Genomic DNA, 15,378 nt, shown 5'->3' with positions numbered 1-15,378 from the left:
GCCTCACCTGCCCCACCCGGGCAAGGTCAGGCCTTCAACCTTCGACCATTTCATCGATGGAACCTGGGTTGGACTCCATGCAATCAACGCATTAACCCTCACTCTCATCGCACTCGCCATGGAGTAAGCTCATTTTTGGCATTTGCTGAGAATCTCCTCCAGGATTTCCGTATGACACAGAACCTTTCCGCTGCTGAAGCGGCACTGCGCGACGCCGCTCGCGAATACCACCGCAACCCCAGCCGGGGCAAGATCGCGGTCACCCCCACCAAGCCCCTGTCCAACCAGCGCGACCTGTCGCTGGCCTACTCGCCGGGCGTGGCCTACCCCTGCCTCGACATCGAGGCCGACCCGTCCAAGGCGTTCGACTACACCTCGCGCGGCAACCTGGTGGGTGTGATCACCAACGGCACCGCCGTGCTGGGCCTGGGCGATATCGGCCCGCTGGCCAGCAAACCGGTGATGGAAGGCAAGGGCTGCCTGTTCAAGAAGTTCGCTGGCGTAGATGTGTTCGACATCGAGCTGGCCGAGCGCGACCCGGACAAGCTGGTCGAGATCATCGCGGCGCTGGAGCCCACGCTGGGCGGCATCAACCTCGAGGACATCAAGGCACCCGAGTGCTTCTACATCGAAAAGAAGCTGTCGGACCGGCTGAACATTCCCGTCTTCCACGACGACCAGCATGGCACGGCCATCATCTCCAGCGCTGCGCTGCTCAACGGCCTGGAGCTGGTGGGCAAGGAGATCGGCGCAGTGAAGATCGCCGTGTCGGGCGCGGGTGCTGCTGCCATTGCCTGCGTGGACGTGATGGTGGGCCTGGGTGTGAAGCGCGAGAACGTCTTCATGGTGGACTCCAAGGGCGTGATCTACGAAGGCCGCCCCGGCGGGCTCGATGCCTCCAAGCAGCGCTATGCGCAAAAGACCGAGGCCCGCACCCTGGCCGACGTGGTCGACGGTGCCGACGTGTTCCTGGGCTGCTCGGCCCCTGGCGTGCTGACGGCCGAGATGGTCAAGACCATGGGCAGCAAGCCCATCATCCTGGCGCTGGCCAACCCCGAGCCCGAGATCCGCCCCGAGCTGGCCAAGGCCGTGCGCCCCGACTGCATCATCGCCACGGGCCGCTCGGACTACCCCAACCAGGTCAACAACGTCCTGTGCTTCCCCTACATCTTCCGCGGCGCGCTGGACTGCGGCGCCACCAAGATCACCGAGGCCATGAAGCTGGCCTGCGTGCGCGAGATCGCCGACCTGGCCAAGGCCGAGATGAGCGACGAGGTGGCCGCCGCCTATGCGGGCAAGGAGCTGTCTTTCGGGCCTGACTACCTGATCCCCACGCCGTTCGACGCACGCCTGATCCTGCGCATCGCACCTGCCGTGGCCAAGGCTGCCGAAGAATCGGGTGTGGCCGCGCGCCCCATCACCGACTACGCGGCTTACCGCGAGAGCCTGACGCGCTTCGTCTACCAGACCAGCATGTTCATGCGCCCCGTGTTCGCGGCCGCCAAGGCCAACCCGCAGCGCGTGGCCTATGCCGAAGGCGAAGACGACCGCGTGCTGCGCGCCGCCCAGGTGGCCGTGGACGAAGGCCTGGCCAAGCCCATCCTGATCGGGCGCCCGGCCGTGATCGCCACGCGCATCGCCAAGGCCGGTCTGCGCCTGCAGCCAGGCAAGGATGTGGAGATCTGCGACCCCGAGGACGACCCGCGCTTTCGCCAGTACTGGGAGACCTACCACCAGCTCATGGGGCGCCGGGGCGCCACGCCCGAGGCGTCCAAGGCCGCGGTGCGCCGCTCCAACACGCTGATCGCCGCGCTGATGGTCAAGCTCGGCGATGCCGACGCGATGATCTGCGGCATGGTGGGCAAGTTCGACAGCCACCTGGAGCACATCCGCGACATCATCGGCGTGAAGAAGGGTGCACCCGGCTTTGCCACGGTGAACGCGCTGATGCTGCCCGAGCACACGCTGTTCATCGCCGACACCTACATCAACGAAGACCCTGACGCCGAGCACCTGGCCGCCATTGCCCAGATGGCTGCGGACGAGGTACAGCGCTTTGGCCTGCCACCCAAGGTGGCCTTCCTGTCGCACTCCAACTACGGTTCGTCCAACCGGCCCTCGGCGCGCAAGATGCGCTTGGCGCGCGACCTGTTCGCGCAGGCCGCGCCGCACATCGAGTGCGATGGCGAAATGCACGGGGACGCCGCGCTGTCCGAAAGCGTGCGCCACAGCAGCCTGCTGGAGACCACGCTGCAGGGTTCGGCCAATGTGCTGATCTGCCCCAACCTGGACGCCGCGAACATTCTGTTCAACGTGCTCAAGACCACCAGCGGCCAGGGCACGACCATCGGGCCCATCCTGCTGGGTGCCGCGGCTTCGGCCCACGTGCTGACCCCTTCGGCCACCGTGCGCCGCGTGGTCAACATGACGGCGCTGGCCGCGGCCAACGCAGGCGCGCGCACGACCAAGTAGGCGAAAGCCCGCCCCGCGCCCAAAAGCCCCAAGGACCACGCCCTGGGGCTTTTTTTTGTCTAACGGATGGATACGTCCACGTAGCCGGCCACGGGCGGCAGGTGCTCCACCAGCCAGTCAGGGTCGAGCTGCAGGGCCTTGGTCACCTCGGCGGGCAGGCTGGCGATGGTGTCGGCGGGCGACTTGGGTTCTTCGAGCCCGATCTCGGCCAGCAGGGTGGCCACGTGCAGGATGCCGCCCAGGCGGCAGAACGGCACGGAGGCCACGGGGTCTTCGGCCGTCTCCAGCGCCCGCACGATGGTGTCCGGAAAGCGCCAGCGGCGCGCGAGCTCTCCCGTCACCTGCGCCTCGGTAAAGCCCAGCAGCGAGCGCTCACGCTCCCAGCGCCCGCCCGCATGGTGCGGCAACTGCTCGATGGCGGGAATCTGCTCGGGCATCTTCTGCGCGATGATGAGTTCGCCCAGGCGCACCAGAAAGCCGGCCAGCCACGACTCCTGCACGTCCGAGCCCAGGGTGCGCGCCAGCCACTGCGCGTAGCCGGCGGTAGCCATGCTCTCCTTCCAGAACGCTTCGGCGTCCACGCCCGAGGCGTCCTTGAACACGCCGGACATGCACGACGCCAGGGCCAGGGTGCGCACCTGGTTCAGGCCCACCATGGTGATGGCATCGTCGAGCGATGCCACCTGGCGCGGCAGGCCGAAACGCGCGCTGTTGGCCAGGCGGATCAGCTTGGCCGTGAGGGCCGGGTCCTTGGAGATCGCCGCGCGCACCTTCTCGAAGGGGATGTCGTCATCCTTCATGGTGGCGATCAGCTCGCGCGCCACGTCGGGCATGGTGGGCAGTTGTACGTTCTCGAAGAAATCCTGGATATTTGCCATGAGGGGCCTCCCAAAGCCGTTCGCTAAGAATGGACTTTCGTTGTACCACTGGCGCGCCCATGTGGCGTGCGCGTTTGCACCAATGCGCGCGCTGGCGCGGGCTGCCGACGATGCCCGCTGCCGGCGTGCACCATTTCGGGAAAGCCTGTAGGGCCACATGCACCAATCTGGCGAACAATAGGCCACACCTCGGCCCCGCTCCCCTGAAAGCGGGCATCGTTTTTGCTGTTTGCTCTGCATCGCACACCGGCGGTGCACACCGGCCGCCAGCGCGTTTCGCCTATTTTTATTTCTCTGCCACTCCCGACAGGAACCCTACCCATGAACAAACGCTCCCTCCTGCAAGCCGCCGTGCTGCTGGTCGCCGCCGGCAGCTTCTCCCTGGCCCATGCGCAGGCCACCACGCCCATCAAGTTCCAGCTCGACTGGCGCTTCGAGGGCCCGGCCGCCCTGTTCCTGCAGCCGGTGGCCAAGGGCTACTTCAAGGCGGCGGGCCTGGATGTGGCGGTGGACGCCGGCAACGGTTCGGGCGGCGCCGTGCAGCGCGTGGCCTCGGGCACCTACGACATGGGCTTTGCCGACCTGGCTGCGGTGATGGAGTTCCACGCCAACAACCCCGACGCGCAGAACAAGCCCGTGGCGGTGATGATGGTCTACAACAACACCCCGGCCTCGGTCATGGCGCTCAAGAAGAGCGGCATCACCAAGCCGGCCGACCTGGCAGGCAAGAAGCTCGGCGCCCCGGTGTTCGACGCCGGCCGCCGCGCCTTCCCGATCTTCCAGAAGGCCAACGGCGTGGGCAGCGTGCAGTGGACCGCCATGGACCCACCGCTGCGCGAGACCATGCTGGTGCGCGGCGACGTGGACGCCATCACCGGCTTCACCTTCACCTCGCTGCTCAACCTGGAAGCGCGTGGCGCCAAGGCCGCCGACGTGGTGGTGCTGCCCTATGCCGACTTCGGCGTGAAACTCTACGGCAACGTGATCATCGCCTCGCCCAAGCTCATCAAGGAGAACCCCGAGGCGATCAAGGCTTTCCTCAAGGCCTTCACCAAGGGCGCCAAGGAAGTCATGGCCAACCCGGCCGCCGCCATCGAGCACGTGAAGGCCCGCGACGGCATCGTCAACGTGCCGCTGGAAACGCGCCGCCTGCAACTGGCCATCGACACCGTGATCAACAGCCCCGACGCACGCAGCGAAGGCTTCGGCAAGGCCGTTCCCGGCCGCCTGTCGCTGATGGCCTCGCAGGTGTCCGATGCCTTCAACACCAAGACCCGCGTGAAGGCCGACGATGTGTGGAACGACAGCTTCCTGCCCCCTGCAGCCGAGCTGAACATCCTGCCGAAGAAGTGACCCCGCGGCCAGCGGCCAGCGGCGAGCCGCTGGCCGATGCATTCCCTCCGCCCCGCCCGCCCTGCCGCCTTTGACGGGCTGGCGGGCCCAGCCCTACAAGAACACCATCCAATGACGGCTGCCGATTCCTATTTCGTGGACTTCCGTGACGTCTGGCTCGCCTACAACGACGAGCTGCGCGCGCAGAACCACTTTGCCGTCGAGGCCATCGACCTGCAGATCCGCCAGGGCGAGTTCATCGCCATCGTCGGGCCTTCGGGTTGCGGCAAGTCGACCTTCATGAAACTGGCCACGGGCCTGAAGATGCCGTCGATGGGCAAGATCCTGATCGACGGCAAGCCCGTGACCGGGCCGCTGAAGATCTCGGGCATGGCCTTCCAGGCGCCTTCGCTGCTGCCCTGGCGTACCACGGTGGACAACGTGCTGCTGCCGCTGGAGATCGTGGAGCCCTACCGCAGCCACTTCAAGCAAAAGCGCAAGGAGTACGAAGAGCGTGCGCGCAAGCTGCTGCAGAAGGTGGGCCTGGGCGGCTACGAGGACAAGTTCCCCTGGCAGTTGTCGGGCGGCATGCAGCAGCGCGCCAGCATCTGCCGCGCGCTGATCCACGAGCCCAAGATGCTGTTGCTGGACGAGCCCTTCGGCGCGCTCGACGCCTTCACGCGCGAAGAGCTCTGGTGCATTCTGCGCGACCTGTGGACCGAGCAGAAATTCAACGTCATCCTGGTGACGCACGACCTGCGCGAGTCGGTCTTTTTGGCCGACACGGTGTACGTGATGAGCAAGAGCCCCGGCCGCTTTGTGGTGCGCCGCGAGATCGAGCTGCCGCGCCCGCGCGACCTGGAGCTGACCTACACCAAGGAGTTCAGCGACATCGTGCACGAGCTGCGCGGCCATATCGGCGCCATACGCCAGGGTGCAGGCAAGCCTGCAGCTCCCATCCCGCAATAGGCCCCTTCCCCATGCACAACAAGAACCTCGAACGCTGGTCGCCCTGGATCCTGCTGGCGGCCACCATCATCCTGTGGCAGATCATCTGCTCTGCCTTCAACGTCTCGGAATTCATCTTCCCCAGCCCCTGGGCCATCGCCACGCAGCTGGTGGAGTTTGCCGGCGTCATCGCCGGCCATGCCTGGCGCACCTACTGGGTCACCATGGCGGGCTTTGGCATCGCCATCGTGGTGGGTGTGCTGCTGGGCTTCGTGATCGGATCCTCGCGCCTGGCGTATGCCGCCGTGTACCCGTTGATGACGGCCTTCAACGCCCTGCCCAAGGCAGCCTTCGTGCCTATCCTGGTGGTGTGGTTCGGCATCGGCGTGGGGCCTGCCATCCTCACGGCCTTTTTGATCAGCTTCTTTCCGATCATGGTGAACATCGCCACCGGCCTGGCCACGCTGGAGCCCGAGCTGGAAGACGTGCTGCGCGTGCTGGGCGCCAAGCGCTGGGACGTGCTCACCAAGGTGGGCCTGCCACGCTCCATGCCCTACTTCTTCGGCTCGCTCAAGGTGGCCATCACCCTGGCCTTCGTGGGCACCACCGTCTCGGAGATGACCGCTGCCAACGAGGGCATCGGCTACCTGCTGATCAGCGCCGGCTCGTCGATGCAGATGGGCCTGGCCTTCGCCGGCCTGATGGTGGTGGGCGCCATGGCCATGGTGATGTACGAGCTGTTCAGCTGGATCGAAAAGCGCACCACCGGCTGGGCCCACCGGGGCTCGCAGGGTGAGTAACCTGACGGCGTTGGGCGAAGCCCAGGCGGCCACGCTGCTGCGCCGGGCCAACGCCGTGGCGCAGCGCGCCATGGACATGGGCCGCCACCCCTTCGGCGCCCTGCTGGTCGCACCCGATGGCCAGACCGTGCTGGCCGAGCAGGGCAACATCGATACCGTGAACCATGCCGAGAGCACGCTGGCGCGCACGGCAGCGGCCAATTACCCCGGCGCCTACCTGGCGCAGTGCACCAGAGTCCACTGAAATCGAGAAATCAGCTGTGCGTGAGGGGCTGGCGGGGCCGCAATCTAGGCGGCGGGCGCAGCCGGGTTGTACACCCGGCGAGCACGGCAACGACGAGTGCGGCCCCGCCAGCCCCTCACCCTTCGGGCCGGGGTATCGGCGGGCGCATCGCGGCGTTGCGGGCTTTGCCAAGGCGGCCAGCCTTGGCAAAGCCCGCGCCTTGCGCTGCATCCCGCCGCTACCCCGGCGCACAGCTGATTTCTCGGTTTCAGTGGACTCGTAACCACTTTCGAGCCCTGCGCCATGTGCGCCGGCACCATCTACTGGGCCGGCATCGGGCGCGTGCTCTACGGTGCCGAGGAATCCGCCCTCAAGGCGCTGACCGGCGACCACCCCGAGAACCCGACGCTGGATCTGCCCTGCCGCACCGTCTTTGCCGCCGGCCAGCGCGCCACCGAGGTAGTGGGGCCGGTGCCTGCGCTGGAAGAAGAGATCACGGCCCTGCATCGGGACTTCTGGCGCTGACCCTGGGCCCGACTGCGGAAAGAGGCTATCGCTATACTCGCCGCCCTGTCGACCACAGGATCTTTCGCATGCGCCTGGACTTCTTTTTCCGCCCCCTGGCGCTCGCACTGGCCGTGGCCGGCCTGACCGCATGCGGCGGCGGTACCGCCCCGAGCCAGCCGGCAGCTGCCGCGCCAGCGCCTGTCATGCAGGCCACCGGCCCGGCCCCCATCAAGGTCGGCATCGCCCTGGGCGGCGGCGCGGCCAAGGGCTTTGCCCACATCGGCGTGATCAAGATGCTGGAGGCCAATGGCTTCGCGCCCGCCTACATTGCTGGCACCAGCGCGGGCAGCGTGGTCGGCGCGCTGTATGCCAGCGGCATGAACGCCTTCGAGATGCAGGAAAAGGCCGTGGCCCTCGACGAGGCCAAGATCCGCGACCTGCAGTTTTCCACTGGCGGGCTGGTGCTGGGCAAGAAGCTCGAAGACTATGTGAACGAGCAGGTGGGCCGCAAGCCGCTGGAGCAACTGGCCAAGCCCTTCGCCGTGGTCGCCACGCGCCTGGAAGACGGCGAGCGCACCGTGTTCGCCCGCGGCAACACCGGCCAGGCCGTGCGCGCATCGAGCAGCGTGCCCGGCGTGTTCCAGCCCGTGACCATCGGCAAGTACCACTTTGTGGACGGCGGCATCGTCAGCCCCGTGCCGGTGGACGCCGCGCGCCAGTTGGGCGCCGACGTGGTGGTGGCGGTGGACATCTCGAACAAGGCGCGCGGCAAGTCGCCCGGCGACATGCTGGGCACGCTGGGCCAGTCCATCGCCATCATGGGCCAGAAGCTGGGCGAGGCCGAGCTGGCCCGTGCCGACGTGGTCATCCGCCCGCTGGTGCTGGACATCGGCGCGGCAGACTTCAGCCAGCGCGCCAGCGCCATCCTCGAAGGCGAAAAGGCAGCCCTGGCCGCCATGCCGCAGTTGCGTGAGCGGATTGCCCAGCTGCAGGCCGAGCGCGCCCGCGCCGCGCAGCAGGCCCGCCAGCAGGTGATTGAGGCCGAGCACAAGGCCTGCCTGGACAACCGCTCGCGCCTGCAGCGGCTGGCCGGCATGGCGGGGATGGGCGAGGGCTGCACAGCGCCCAAATAGGGCCAGCCCGCCCTCCGCCACCGCACGCGCTGTGGCACAGAAGTTGCACCTCACTCCGCAAGAGTAGAAGCGTTCACCGCCACGGCTCGCGCCTGCACCGCCAAGGTGCTGCGCACGGCCCGGGCGTCCGGAAATTGCTCTTGAAGACCGCTGCCCATGCACCGCATGGGCGCCGGCTGTGTCTTCAAGCGCGCGGGTGCACCGGCTTCGTTCATCTCTCCCATGCACCCGCCTTGCTGGCACCGCCGGTGGTTCCGACCCACCTGTGACGGAGTGCCCTCATGATGAAACGTCGTTCCCTGCTTCAAGCCGCTGGCGCCGCAGCCTTTGTCGGCGCCGCTTCTCCCCTGGCCTTTGCCCAGGGCAACCTGCAGAAGTTCAAGTTCAACCTGGGCTGGAAGATCGAGGCCTCGGGTGCGGGCTTTCTGCTCGCGCACCAGCGCGGCTACTACAAGGATGCGGGGCTGGACGTGGCCATCGACACCGGCAACGGCTCGGCGTCGGCCATCAGCCTGGTGGCGGGCGGGGCGTACGACGTGGCCTCGGCCGACCTGTCGACCATGATCGAGTTCAACACCGCCAACCCGAGCGCCAAGCTGGCCGCCGTGGCCATCCAGTACGACCTGAACCCCAACGCGGTGATGGTGCGCAAGGACGGCCCCATCAAGAAGCCCACCGACCTGGCGGGCAAGACCATCCTCGGCCAGCCATTCAACGCCTCGCGCAAGCTGTTCCCGGTGTTCGCCAAGGCCCAGGGCTTCGACACGGGCGGCGTGAAGTGGGAGAACGTGGCGCCCGACATCGGCGACACGCGCTTCGTCAAAGGCGACTTCGACGCGGCGGCCTATTTCTTCTTCACCGGGCTGCTCAACCTCAAGGCGCGCGGCATGGGGCCCGAGCAGCTCACGGTGTTCCGCTTCTCGGACTTCGGCATGCAGTCGTACGGCAACGGCCTGGTGGCCAGCCCCAGGACGATGCAGGAGTCGCCCGATGCGATGAAGGCCTTTGTGAAGGCCACCACGCGCGGGTGGATCGAGGCCATTGCCGACCCCAAGGCCGGGGCCGCCGCCATCAAGGCGCGCGAGCCCCTGGCCAACGAGGCCATCGAGCTCGAACGCCTGCAGCTCATCGTGGACGGCACCATGAAGACCGCCGAGACCCGCGCCAACGGCTGGGGCGCGGCCACCCCCGCGCGCCTGCAGGCCACCATCGATGAAACAGTGGCGGCCTTCGGCCTCAAGTCCAGCCTGGCCGTGGCCGACATCTGGACCGAGCGCTTTCTGCCCACGGCGACCGAACGCAAGCTCAAGGGCTGACCGAGGCATTGCCATGGGCATCCCCCTCATCGACCTCACCGGGGCGCTGCACACCGGTGCCCCGCGCGGCGCCGACGTGGCTGCTGCGCTGCGCCAGGCCTGCATGGGCCCGGGCTTCTTCTATGTGGTGAACCACGGCGTGCCGCAGGAACTTATCGTACGCCAGTTCGCGCTGGTGCAGCAGTTTTTCGACCTGCCCCTGGCCGAGAAGGAAGCCATCTCGCTGCACCACTCGCCATCGATGCGTGGCTACGAAAGCCTGGGCGGGCAGACGCTGGATGAGGGTGCACGCCCCGACCTCAAGGAAAGCTTCTACTGCGGGCTCGACTACGCGGCCGACCACCCCTATGTGCAGCGCGGCTACCACTCTTACGGCAGCAACCAGTGGCCCGTGCAGTTGCCCGCACTCGGCGACCAGTGCCGCGCCTACATCGCCGCCATGCAGCAACTGGCGCTGCGGCTCATGCAGTTGATGGCCCTGTCGCTCGGCCTGCCCGAGGACTATTTCGATCACACGCATGCGAACCCCATGCTCACGCTGCGGCTGCTGCGCTACCCACCGCACCCCGAGGGGGCGGATGCGCTGACCTTTGGCGCTGGCGAGCACACCGACTGGGGCGCCATCACATTGCTCGCGCAGGACCGCCATGGCGGGCTGGAAGTGAAGCTGCCCAGCGGCGAGTGGACGGCTGCCACGCCCGTGGAAGGCGCGTTGGTGGTGAACCTGGGCGACATGATTCCGCGATGGACCAACGGGCTGTACCGCTCCAACCCGCACCGCGTGCGCAACGTGCACAGCGGCGGTGCGCCGCGCCACTCGATTCCCTTTTTCTACACGCCCGACTACGAGGCGCGCGTGGCCCCGGTCGCCACCTGTGTGCCCGAGGGCGAGGCACCGCGCTTCGATCCTTGCACGGTGGGCGAGCACCTGCAGGCCATGTACCGCAAGACCTATGGCCTGGCGGACAGCAAGGCTGCGGCGGTGATGGCATGAAGCTCTGGTTCAACCTGTTCTGCCGCGACATCGAGGCCCAGTTACAGTTCTACCAGGCGCTGCTGCAGCTGCCCGAGGCCGCAGGCACGCGCTCGCCGATCTACCGTGCGGTGGAGACGGAGCACTTCCAGCTCGGCTTCAACGCACACGCTGCCTATGCGCTGCTCGGGCTGGCCGATCGTGAGCGGTCCGCTGGCTCCGCCGACCCGGTCACCGGCTATGCCACCTTCATGCTCGATTCACCCGATGCCGTCACTGCATCCAGCGCAACGGCAGTGCAGTTGGGAGGTCGCATGGTCAAGCCCCCCTATGCCACCTACTATGGCCAGTGGCAGGCGGTGCTGGCCGACCCTGAGGACCATGTGTTCCGGCTCAGCGCCTTCGGCCTGCCCGACGGCACGGTCGCACGGGCACCTTGAAGCACGCCTGCACGGGGCTTGCACAGCGGGCGTGGTACAACGGTCCGAGTGCCACGGACTGGAGCCCCCATGCCTTCGACCGGATTCCTTCTACCGCGTGATGTGCAGGCCCTGCTCGACGCGGGCCGCACCATCGACGCCATCAAGCAACTGCGCGTGGTGCAAGGCCTGGGGCTCAAGGAAGCCAAGGACCTCATCGACGCGCACCAGCAGGGGCACCATGCGGCGCCCCCGGCGCACTCCACGGGCTTTGCCTCGGACGCGAGCAGCCACGTGCCCGACTCCGTGCGCCAGGCACTGGCCGCCGGCAACAAGATCGAAGCCATTCGCCTGCTGCGCGCGCATGCAGGCATTGGCCTCAAGGAGGCCAAGGACCGGGTCGATGCACTGGCCGCATCCACCGGCAGCGGCAACCGGCACGGCCTCTCCCCCGGGGAGCAGCCGCGCGGCGGCAGCCAGGGCGTTGTCTGGATCGTGGCGGCGCTGGTGGTCGCCGTGGCCGCCTTCTACCTGCTGCGCCCCTGAGACTGCCCCCCGCTCAATACGCCTTGAAGTTGGCGGCCACGCGCTGGTTCAAATAGTCGCCGGCCGCAATCGCCGGGTACTTGCGGCCCGGGCCTTCGATGGTGGCGTCGCGGTTGGCCTGCGCGAAGAAGGCAATGCTGTAGCGCGGCCCCATGTACTCGCCGGGCAGCGGGTTCTTCACGCGGTGGAAGTTCGATGGCAGTTGGTCATCGCTCCAGCGCATCAGCATGTCGCCGATGTTGCAGGTGATGGCCTCTTCGTCGGGCGTCACCGAGGTCCAGGCCTGGCTGTCCATTTCCTTGCCGGGGCACACCTGCAGGCCGCCCTGCCCCTGGCGCTGGAACAGCAGGGTCAGGCAGTCGAAGTCGGTGTGCGCACCGGCGCGCCACAGGCCCAGGCTGGCCTGCTGCTCGGGTGGCGTGGCAAAGTAGTGCAGCAGGCGCAGCGTGCTCTGGTAGCTGGCTTTCGAGGGGTCGTGCGCGTGGGCGAAGAAGTCCGGCGCGAAGCCGAGCTTGCGCGCAAAGCACGACAGCACCTGCATCGCCACCTGCCAGCACTGCCCCTCGAAGGCCAACATGGTGGCCTGAAAGCCCGCCAGCTCCTCATCGGTGGGCCACAGGCCCTCCATGTGCGGGCGCGTGATCTGGTACGACTCCTTCTGGTCCGGCGTGCCGGTGGAGGGGCGCACCTGGGCGCGGCTCTCCCAGCCCACGTTGAGCGCCTTGCGCAGCGGGTACTGGGCTTTCACACTCTCGGGCAGCGCGAAGAAGCGCTCGGTCATTGCGAAAGCCTTGCGCACCTCGGCCAGGTCGATGCCGTGGCCCACCACCTGGAAGAAGCCGACATCGACCGCAGCGTCCCACAGTTCATCGGCGATGGCGTCCTGGCGGTGGGTGAAGTCGGAAAGGTCGATGCGGCGGATCTCGCGCGCGCCGGTCTCGGAGCCCAGGGCGCCCATGCGGGTTTCCTTGTCGAGCTCGGCGAGGGCGTAGGTGTCGGTGGCCGTAGTGGCAGTGGTCGTCATGGCAGTTCTCCTGAAGTGGGATGGATAGAAAAATCCACCCGCCCCCAACGGCATCTAAAGACTGGCCTGAGCGCGCGGCACAACCGGTCTCTTGAAGCCTTGACACGCCATGCGCTGGCATGCCGCTGGGGCGGGCTTCAAGAGCAATTTCCGGCCGCTGGCATGGCGGGACAACATCCCGACCCGCCGCGCAGTGAACGCTTCTACTCTTGCCCGCACAGTATGCAATAACGATGCCTGCGGGCATACGCCAAATGGGGGATCACCCCCGCCAAACGCCCGCTGCACGGGGCCTGGCGAAGCAATGCATGCTTGTCACACAATGTTCTTGGCATGCCAAATGCATAGCGGTGGCAACCCCCCGATGGAGACAACCCATGCATGCCCTGATGTCCGCCGCCCCCCATGAGCTCGACGACCCTGCGGTGATCGATGCCACCGACGGCACCTACCTGCGCCAAGCCATCGCCTGGTCGTGCACCGCACGCGCACGCGGCAACCGGCCCTTCGGCGCGGTGGTGATCGGTGCCGACGGCACCTTGCTCGCCGAGGCCTACTGCAACACCACCGAAACCGGCGACTGCACCGGCCACGCCGAGACCAACGCCGTGCGCCAGTTGAGCCCGCGCTTCAGCCGCGAGATGCTGGCCCAGGCCACCATCTACTCCTCGGCAGAGCCCTGCGTGATGTGCGCGGGCGCCATCTTCTGGTCGGGCATCGGCCGCGTGGTGTTCGGCATCGACGCGGTGCGCCTGCGCGAGTTTCGCGGCGAGCGGGCCGAGCAGCGCGACGCCGAGCTCTCGTGCCGCGACGTGTTCGCCGCCTCGCCACACGCCATCGAGTGCATCGGCCCGGCACTGATCGAAGAGGCCAGCGCACCCCACGTGGGCTTCTGGAAGTCGTGACCAGCGACAATCGCCCACCATGCCGACCAACGCCCCGCCCGTGACCGAAGCCGACATCGAGACCAGCAGCAATGTCGTCTCGAGCACCCTGCTCAGCCGCTCCAAGCAGGGGCGCGAGCGCATCATGGGCGCGATCCGCGAGGCGGCGATTGCCGAGTTCAGCCGCCACGGCTTCAAGGGTGCGTCCACCAAGGCCATCGCCGAGCGCGCGGGGCTGACCAAGCCGCAGTTGCACTACTACATCGCCAGCAAGGAAGAGCTGTATGAAGAGCTGCTGTACTCGGTGCTCAACGGCTGGTCGGGCGCCTTCCAGTTCGACAGCCAGAGCGACAACCCCAAGAAGGTGCTGAGCAGCTATGTGCGCAAGAAGCTCGACTACGCGCTGGACAACCCGGGCCTGTCGCGCATCTTCACCACCGAGGTGCTGGGCGGCGGGCGCAACCTGGGCAAGTACTGGCCCGTGGCCGTCAAGTCGACCCAGCAGAAGGTGGAGCTGATCGACCGCTGGATCGCGGAGGGCCGCATGCGCCCGCTGGACGCGCGCCTGCTGCTCATGCAGATCTGGGGCATGACCCAGCACTACGCCGACTACGGCGTGCAGGTGCACATCATGCTGGGCCTGGCGCCCGACGAAGCCATCGACCGCGAGCCCATCGTGCGCCAGCTCACCACATTTGTGCTGCTGGGCTGCGGCCTCGCACCAGACTAAGGCAAGGCTGCACAGGTCCCTTGCGCGCGGCACACCTCGCTTTGGGCGGCCTGCGTCGTTGCAAATGCTCGCCATAGCACAGGCTATGGCTGTGCTTTGCGCCTAGCAGCCCATCCCAAATCAAGGCGCGCCGCATCGCAAAGACCTGGGCAGCCCTGCCTCGCACACCCTGCATAGGCAAGCAGCAGAAGCCCCACAACAGTGCCTTGATCCAGGTCACCCTCCTGGCACAGCACTTGCAATAGTTTGACCAATCGATCAAATCAAGTGGTCAAAACATGCAAAACCCAGCCACGGCAGCGCCGCTGCCCGCCACGGAACCGGCTTTTGAACTGGTGCTTGCGCGCAGCCACCTGCGGCTGCCCGTGGAGCTTGGCGAGAGCATGGCCGACGTGCTGCAGCTCGCCGGCATTGCCATCGACACCCTGTGCGAACAGGGCGTGTGCGGCACCTGCGCCACGCGCTGGCTCGATGGCACACCCGATCACCGCGACAGCTGCCTGAGCCCCGAAGAGCAGGCCACCCATGTGGCCGTGTGCTGCGCGCGCAGCCACGGGCCCACGCTCACGCTCGACCTTTGAAGAAGGACACCCCGCCATGCGCATCCTCGTGATCTATTGCCACCCGGTGGAGACCAGCTACAACGCGGCCCTGCACGACGAGGTGGTGCGCAACCTGCGTGCGGCCGGCCATGAGGTGGACGACTGCGACCTGTACGCCGAGGACTTCAACCCCGTGCTCAGCCGCGAGGAGCGCCTGGGCTACCACGAGGTGCCGAGCAACCGCCTGCCCGTGCAGGGCTATGTGGACCGGCTGCTCAAGGCCGAGGCCGTGGTGTTCTGCTTTCCCACCTGGTGCTTCGGCATGCCGGCCATGCTCAAGGGCTTTTTCGACCGGGTGCTGATGCCCGGCGTGGCCTTCGACATCAGCGACCCGCACAACGTCAAGCCCTCGCTCACGCACATCAAGCGCATCTCGGCCGTGGTGACCTATGGCCGCCCGCGCTGGACGGCGCTGCTCATGGGCGACCCGCCGCGCAAGTCCGTCACGCGCTACATGCGCCTGCTCACGGGCGGCAAGGCGCGGGTGGACTACCACGCCTACTACCACATGAACGTGGCCACGCCGCCGCGGCTGGAGGCCTTCAAGGCCCGTGTAGGCCAGGCCATGGCGCGCTTTGCATAAGGGGGACA

15 protein-coding genes and 2 pseudogenes are annotated in these 15,378 nt (G+C 67.2%); 15 read left to right on the top strand and 2 right to left on the bottom strand.

All coding sequences use genetic code 11. From position 1 onward, the window contains the following. Window positions 1-171 precede the first annotated feature (171 nt). Window positions 172-2,472, top strand: coding sequence for an NADP-dependent malic enzyme (locus tag ACSQ3Y_RS08260; protein WP_436176950.1), 2,301 nt, complete (start codon window positions 172-174; stop codon window positions 2,470-2,472). 59 nt (window positions 2,473-2,531) lie between these two features. Here ACSQ3Y_RS08260 and ACSQ3Y_RS08255 read toward each other — a convergent pair whose 3' ends face one another. Next, window positions 2,532-3,350, bottom strand: coding sequence for an HDOD domain-containing protein (locus ACSQ3Y_RS08255; RefSeq protein WP_057201455.1), 819 nt, complete (start codon window positions 3,348-3,350; stop codon window positions 2,532-2,534). A gap of 321 nt (window positions 3,351-3,671) precedes the next feature. On the opposite strand from ACSQ3Y_RS08255, the gene ACSQ3Y_RS08250 reads away from it, so the two are divergent. The 10 genes and pseudogenes from ACSQ3Y_RS08250 (at window position 3,672) to ACSQ3Y_RS08205 (ending at window position 11,547) form a co-directional block, all read left to right on the top strand. Continuing rightward, window positions 3,672-4,703, top strand: a complete 1,032-nt coding sequence (locus tag ACSQ3Y_RS08250; protein WP_436176949.1) for an ABC transporter substrate-binding protein — start codon at window positions 3,672-3,674, stop codon at window positions 4,701-4,703. Between the two features lie 111 nt (window positions 4,704-4,814). Continuing rightward, a complete protein-coding gene (locus tag ACSQ3Y_RS08245; protein WP_057264852.1) occupies window positions 4,815-5,651 on the top strand; it encodes an ABC transporter ATP-binding protein in 837 nt (278 codons plus the stop codon). An 11-nt stretch (window positions 5,652-5,662) separates the two neighbouring features. Further along, window positions 5,663-6,430: an ABC transporter permease gene (locus tag ACSQ3Y_RS08240; RefSeq protein WP_305742721.1), complete on the top strand. Its 768-nt coding sequence runs from the start codon at window positions 5,663-5,665 to the stop codon at window positions 6,428-6,430. Window positions 6,431-6,500: 70 nt separating this feature from the next. After that, window positions 6,501-6,662 (top strand): annotated as a pseudogene (locus ACSQ3Y_RS08235) (nucleoside deaminase); the annotation flags it as partial. 267 nt (window positions 6,663-6,929) lie between these two features. Beyond that, window positions 6,930-7,178 (top strand): annotated as a pseudogene (locus tag ACSQ3Y_RS08230) (nucleoside deaminase); the annotation flags it as partial. A gap of 68 nt (window positions 7,179-7,246) precedes the next feature. After that, on the top strand, window positions 7,247-8,293 hold the full coding sequence (locus ACSQ3Y_RS08225) for a patatin-like phospholipase family protein (protein ID WP_057201459.1): 1,047 nt from the start codon (window positions 7,247-7,249) through the stop codon (window positions 8,291-8,293). Window positions 8,294-8,577: 284 nt separating this feature from the next. Further along, window positions 8,578-9,609 carry an ABC transporter substrate-binding protein gene (locus ACSQ3Y_RS08220; protein ID WP_436176948.1) on the top strand — a complete coding sequence of 344 codons (1,032 nt, stop codon included), beginning with the start codon at window positions 8,578-8,580 and terminating at the stop codon, window positions 9,607-9,609. 13 nt (window positions 9,610-9,622) lie between these two features. Continuing rightward, window positions 9,623-10,603 (top strand): isopenicillin N synthase family dioxygenase, encoded by a 981-nt coding sequence (locus tag ACSQ3Y_RS08215; protein ID WP_436176947.1) that lies wholly within the window; start codon window positions 9,623-9,625, stop codon window positions 10,601-10,603. After that, window positions 10,600-11,022: a VOC family protein gene (locus ACSQ3Y_RS08210; protein ID WP_436176946.1), complete on the top strand. Its 423-nt coding sequence runs from the start codon at window positions 10,600-10,602 to the stop codon at window positions 11,020-11,022. The genes ACSQ3Y_RS08215 and ACSQ3Y_RS08210 overlap by 4 nt, the downstream gene beginning before the upstream one ends. A gap of 69 nt (window positions 11,023-11,091) precedes the next feature. Next, window positions 11,092-11,547, top strand: a complete 456-nt coding sequence (locus ACSQ3Y_RS08205) for a hypothetical protein (RefSeq protein ID WP_436176945.1) — start codon at window positions 11,092-11,094, stop codon at window positions 11,545-11,547. Between the two features lie 13 nt (window positions 11,548-11,560). On the opposite strand, the gene ACSQ3Y_RS08200 is transcribed toward ACSQ3Y_RS08205, so the two are convergent. Further along, entirely contained in the window at window positions 11,561-12,571 is a 1,011-nt protein-coding gene (locus ACSQ3Y_RS08200; protein ID WP_436176944.1) for an isopenicillin N synthase family dioxygenase, read from the bottom strand. 377 nt (window positions 12,572-12,948) lie between these two features. Between ACSQ3Y_RS08200 and ACSQ3Y_RS08195 the strand changes: the two genes are divergently transcribed. From ACSQ3Y_RS08195 to ACSQ3Y_RS08180, 4 genes are all read left to right on the top strand, one after another. Further along, window positions 12,949-13,476 carry a nucleoside deaminase gene (locus ACSQ3Y_RS08195; protein ID WP_436176943.1) on the top strand — a complete coding sequence of 176 codons (528 nt, stop codon included), beginning with the start codon at window positions 12,949-12,951 and terminating at the stop codon, window positions 13,474-13,476. 19 nt (window positions 13,477-13,495) lie between these two features. After that, entirely contained in the window at window positions 13,496-14,185 is a 690-nt protein-coding gene (locus tag ACSQ3Y_RS08190; protein ID WP_436176942.1) for a TetR/AcrR family transcriptional regulator, read from the top strand. 278 nt (window positions 14,186-14,463) lie between these two features. Further along, window positions 14,464-14,766 (top strand): 2Fe-2S iron-sulfur cluster-binding protein, encoded by a 303-nt coding sequence (locus tag ACSQ3Y_RS08185; RefSeq protein ID WP_436176941.1) that lies wholly within the window; start codon window positions 14,464-14,466, stop codon window positions 14,764-14,766. A gap of 16 nt (window positions 14,767-14,782) precedes the next feature. Then, window positions 14,783-15,370 (top strand): NAD(P)H-dependent oxidoreductase, encoded by a 588-nt coding sequence (locus ACSQ3Y_RS08180; RefSeq protein ID WP_179683763.1) that lies wholly within the window; start codon window positions 14,783-14,785, stop codon window positions 15,368-15,370. Window positions 15,371-15,378: the final 8 nt, after the last annotated feature.

This window comes from Acidovorax sp. LjRoot66, assembly GCF_964253305.1.
Lineage (GTDB): Bacteria > Pseudomonadota > Gammaproteobacteria > Burkholderiales > Burkholderiaceae_C > Acidovorax.
The sequence above is the reverse complement of the archived record's forward strand: the minus strand, read 5'-3'. Positions and strand labels throughout refer to the sequence as shown.

Coding starts and splice junctions, on each gene's coding strand:
- ACSQ3Y_RS08250 (WP_436176949.1), top strand. CDS start 3,672: ATGAACAAACGCTCCCTCCTGCAAGCCGCCGTGCTGCTGGTCGCCGCC.
- ACSQ3Y_RS08190 (WP_436176942.1), top strand. CDS start 13,496: ATGCCGACCAACGCCCCGCCCGTGACCGAAGCCGACATCGAGACCAGC.
- ACSQ3Y_RS08195 (WP_436176943.1), top strand. CDS start 12,949: ATGCATGCCCTGATGTCCGCCGCCCCCCATGAGCTCGACGACCCTGCG.
- ACSQ3Y_RS08200 (WP_436176944.1), bottom strand. CDS start 12,571: ATGACGACCACTGCCACTACGGCCACCGACACCTACGCCCTCGCCGAG.
- ACSQ3Y_RS08210 (WP_436176946.1), top strand. CDS start 10,600: ATGAAGCTCTGGTTCAACCTGTTCTGCCGCGACATCGAGGCCCAGTTA.
- ACSQ3Y_RS08220 (WP_436176948.1), top strand. CDS start 8,578: ATGAAACGTCGTTCCCTGCTTCAAGCCGCTGGCGCCGCAGCCTTTGTC.
- ACSQ3Y_RS08205 (WP_436176945.1), top strand. CDS start 11,092: ATGCCTTCGACCGGATTCCTTCTACCGCGTGATGTGCAGGCCCTGCTC.
- ACSQ3Y_RS08260 (WP_436176950.1), top strand. CDS start 172: ATGACACAGAACCTTTCCGCTGCTGAAGCGGCACTGCGCGACGCCGCT.
- ACSQ3Y_RS08180 (WP_179683763.1), top strand. CDS start 14,783: ATGCGCATCCTCGTGATCTATTGCCACCCGGTGGAGACCAGCTACAAC.
- ACSQ3Y_RS08240 (WP_305742721.1), top strand. CDS start 5,663: ATGCACAACAAGAACCTCGAACGCTGGTCGCCCTGGATCCTGCTGGCG.
- ACSQ3Y_RS08245 (WP_057264852.1), top strand. CDS start 4,815: ATGACGGCTGCCGATTCCTATTTCGTGGACTTCCGTGACGTCTGGCTC.
- ACSQ3Y_RS08225 (WP_057201459.1), top strand. CDS start 7,247: ATGCGCCTGGACTTCTTTTTCCGCCCCCTGGCGCTCGCACTGGCCGTG.
- ACSQ3Y_RS08215 (WP_436176947.1), top strand. CDS start 9,623: ATGGGCATCCCCCTCATCGACCTCACCGGGGCGCTGCACACCGGTGCC.
- ACSQ3Y_RS08255 (WP_057201455.1), bottom strand. CDS start 3,350: ATGGCAAATATCCAGGATTTCTTCGAGAACGTACAACTGCCCACCATG.
- ACSQ3Y_RS08185 (WP_436176941.1), top strand. CDS start 14,464: ATGCAAAACCCAGCCACGGCAGCGCCGCTGCCCGCCACGGAACCGGCT.